The organism is Brevundimonas sp. CURTG3B2_SDJG, assembly GCF_057364705.1.
Genome location: NZ_JBNFOJ010000246.1, coordinates 1 through 4,083 on the forward strand (window position 1 = coordinate 1; position 4,083 = coordinate 4,083).

The following is a 4,083-nucleotide window of genomic DNA, read 5'->3' on the forward strand; positions in this document are numbered from 1 at the left end:
AGTAACTCGTGAAACAGAAAAGGGTCGGCGCGCGCCCTTCTTCTTTGGCGTGACAGGGGTTCACGAATACGTGAGAATTTAACTTGCGTCAGCGGCCTTGTCTTCGGCGGCGGGTTGGCAGGCGGCCAGAGCCAGGGCGGCGGCCGAAGCGGCGATCAGAGCAACGATGCGCATTGGGTTTTCCTTCAGAAGGGTCACACGAGGCCATGAATCCTCGCAGGCCCGAGATAACGGGAACGTGAGCGCCGACGCAAGTTAAATTCTCACGTATTCGTGAACCCCTGTCACGCCAAAGAAGAAGGGGCCGGCGCCGCCGACCCCTTTTCTGTTTCACGAGGTTACTGCGCGGGCGGGCTCGTGGTCGGCGACGTGGGGGTCGTGGCCGGTTCGGGCGGGAGGGTCGGCGGGGTGGCCGGGGTTCCGTCCGGATTGGTCGGAGGGGGTCGTCGTCGCGGGCGGGGTCGGTGGCGGTCGAGCCGTCGGCCGGCGCCATCGCGCCATCGGCCGGGGCCATGGCGGAGGTATCCGTCGCGGCGTCCGCGGCGGCTTCGGTCTTGGGCGCGTCTCGCTGCCGGAACAGGCCGCGAGGGCCAGGGCGGCCGCGGCGGCCAGGGTCAGGGTCGTCAGTTTCATCAGAAGTCCTCCGACGATCGCGCGGACGGACCGGCCGTCCGCTTTCACGATGCGTCGCAGGTCCAACCGCCGAGCGGCCACGGTGTTCCCACGTCCGTGATCGGGGTTGAGGTCCCGTGAACCGGGCGTGAGATCAGGCGTCCATCGGCGCCGCGGCCAGGCTTTCCTCCATCTCGATGAAGGAGGGCTGCGCCGGCGAGGGAATGTCGCCGCGGCCGATCTCGACCGAGATCTGGGCGGCGTTGCCGTGCAGGTGGGCCACCAGCACGGACTGGATGATCTTGTAGTAGGCGGCCTCCTCGTCGACGATCGCCTTCAGGCGGGCGGCCAGGGGGCCGACCAGGCCATAGGCCAGGAACACGCCCAGGAAGGTGCCGACCAGGGCGCCGCCGATCATCCCGCCCAGGATCTCGGGGGGCTCGGTGATCGAGCCCATGGTCTTGATGACCCCCAGCACGGCGGCGACGATGCCCAGGGCGGGCAGGGCGTCGGCGAGGTTCTGCAGCGCGTGGGCGCGCCCAGCGCCTCGTGGTGATGCTTCTCGAGCTGCTTCTCCATGGCGTCCTCGATCTGGTGGGGATCCTCGAGGTTCATGGTCATCATGCGCAGGGTGTCGCAGATGAAGTCGGTGGCGAAGTGGTCCTTCAGCACCTTGGGGTATTTCTGGAAGATGGCGCTCTCGGCCGGCTTCTCGATGTGGCTTTCCAGGGCGATGACGCCCTTGGACTTCATCGTCTTGGTCAGCTGGAACAGCAGCGACAGCAGGTCCTTGTAGTCCTGCTTCTTCCACTTCGGCCCGGCGAAGGCCTTGCCCAGTCCGCTCAGGGTCGACTTCAGGACCGAGGTCGAGTTCGAGATCAGGAAGGCCGCGATCCCGGCGCCGCCGATCGCCATCATCTCATGCGGCAGGGCGTGCAGGATCACCTCGAACTTCCCGCCCGAGATGACGTAGCTGCCGAACACCAGGGCGAACAGCAGCACGATGCCGATAATCTGGAACATGGAAGACGGAGGGCCCCAACGCGCGAGAGCCCGACCATCGCCGTTAATGATTAATCCCCGGTTGCGAACGCCGGTCTGTCGGGGCCGCCTCGGCGACCGCCGCTCCGGGGTTCGCTAGAGGCGGGTCTCGCCGCTGAGGATCGCCGCCCGCGCGGCGTCGGACAGCTTGGCGTAGCCGCTCTTGCCGCCCCGGACATAGAGCTGCCCGTCCACCTTGGCCGGGTCGAAACCGTCGGCGACCAGGTCCACCTTCCGGTATTTGAAGGTGCCGGTGGTCTCGGCCGACTTGATCAGGCGCACGAACGCCGGGCGGGCGTAGGTGGGCAGCTCCTGGTCGACCCAGTCGGCGAAGGCCTTGGCCGAGAAGCGGCCGTCCGCCACGACCGCGACCATGCCCGCCTTGCCGTCCTGGCCGGGGATCGGGACGCCGTAGGCGATGACCTCCTTGACGCCCGGGGCGTCGGCCAGGCGCTGTTCCACTTCGGCGGTGGAGACGTTCTCGCCCTTCCAGCGGAAGGTGTCGCCGATCCGGTCGATGAAATAGATGTAGCCCTCGGAATCCTGCCGCATCAGGTCGCCGGTGCGGAACCAGCGGTCGCCGCGGGCGAAGACGTCGCGCAGGATCTTCTTGTCGGAGGCGGCCTTGTCGGCGTAGCCGGAGAAGGCGTGGCGGGTGTCGTCGCCGATCCTGCCGATCGCCTCGCCCACCTCGCCGGGCTTGACCAGCTGGCACAGGCCGTCGGAGCCCCGAACGGGCTCCTCGGTATCGATGTCGAACCGCACCAGGCGGAAATTCATCTGGTTCTTCAGCAGCGCTGGCGCCCGGCCGATGGCGCCCGGCTTGCCGTCGAAATTGAACAGCGAGACGTTGCCCTCGGTGGAGCCGTAGAATTCGAGGATGTCCGGGATGCGGAAGCGGCCCTGGAAGTCCGTCCAGACGTCGGGGCGCAGGCCGTTGCCGAAGGCGAGGCGCAGCTTGTGCGACCGCTCGTCGGGGTTCTCGGGGCAGTTGACCAGATAGCGGCACAGCTCGCCGATGTAGACGAACAGGGTCGCGCCGGAGGCCTTCACGTCCGGCCAGAAGCTCGAGGCCGAGAAGCGCTTGCGCAGCACCAATTGCCCGCCGTTCAGCAGCGCGGGGCCGATGCCGACCAGCCCGCCGGTCGAGTGATAGAGCGGCAGGACGTTGAAGGTGACGTCCTTGTCGGTCCCCCCGGTCGCGCCGGCGAAGGCGCGCATGTAGGTGCGGGCGCGGGCATGGGTGATCTTGGCCGCCTTGGGCAGGCCGGTGGTGCCCGAGGTGTAGATGTACAGGGCCGTGTCGCGGTTGGTCAGGCCGGACCGGATCGAACGGGCCGGGCGCACCGATGAACCGCTGCGGACCGGCTTGTCCAGGCCTCGGCGCTCGTCCGCCTCGTCGGCGTCGTCGAGGCCCAGCACCCAGAGCATCAGGTTGCGGCCGACCAGGGGGCGGGCGTCCTCGACCTTCTTCCAGCACTCCTCGCAGCTCACGACCTGAGAGGCGTTGGAAATGGTCAGGCAGTGGGCCAGGGCGTGGCCGGTCAGGTTGGTGTTGATCAGGGCCGTGCCGACGCCGACCTTGGCGAAGCCCATCCAGGCGGCGATGTATTCGGCGCGGTTCAGCATCACCAGGGCGACGGTGTCGCCCCGTTTCAGACGGCGGCTCTGCGCCCAGTGGCCGAAGCGGTTGGCCATGGCGTCGAGGTCGCGATAGGTGATCGAGCGGCGGTCGTCCTGGATGGCGACGTGGTCGGGGTATTTGTCGACCGCCTCTTCCCAGTCGTCACAGACCAGATCGGCGCTATCCAGGTCGATCGGCTTGATGCGGTTCAGAAGGCGGCGCAGTCCCTTCGCGAAACGGAGATCGCGCCGGATGTTCGCCACCAGACCCATTGCCGCACGATCTCCGCCTGAAAGCCCTGACGTTCAGGTGATGAACAAGCCTTCCCCTCCGGTCAACCGGTGAGGGAATCGGAACCGTGCGTTTGTCGGCGGTTTGCGGGGAAGCGTGGCGTAAATGCGGCGGTGACGCAGGGTAAGCTTCGTCACGATCAAGAGGCCGAACGGCGGGACGTATTGAAGTAAAGCTGAGATATGCCTGAGGTGGCCAATCGCCTTACTTGTGTTCGGAAAAGTGTTTCTTCGGGGCCTTACACGATTTCACGGAACCGTGGTTCGGGTCGTTGGTTCGCTTCCTCACGTTGATGGAGGAAATCCAATGACCGTTACCTACACGGAAGATCAGATCACGCCTTTCGCCGACACGCCCGACCGGCCGGAAGAGGCCTTCGTGCCGTCTACGCCCGGGGCGGCCGCAAGGCGCGGCGCCGGGGCAAGGTGAAGACCTGGATGATCCTGGCGCCGATCGGCGCGTGGTGATCGGCGGCGCGGCGGCGGCCATGCTGATGTCGGGCGGCGACGAGCCGG

1 protein-coding gene and 1 pseudogene are annotated in these 4,083 nt (G+C 66.9%); both read right to left on the reverse strand.

Annotated features, from left to right (window positions below; all coding sequences use genetic code 11):
- Positions 1-766 precede the first annotated feature (766 nt).
- Positions 767-1,635 (reverse strand): annotated as a pseudogene (motA, locus tag AC2W7C_RS14230) (flagellar motor stator protein MotA).
- Between the two features lie 114 nt (positions 1,636-1,749).
- Positions 1,750-3,549, reverse strand: a complete 1,800-nt coding sequence (locus AC2W7C_RS14235) for a long-chain-acyl-CoA synthetase (protein ID WP_486002022.1) — start codon at positions 3,547-3,549, stop codon at positions 1,750-1,752.
- Positions 3,550-4,083: the final 534 nt, after the last annotated feature.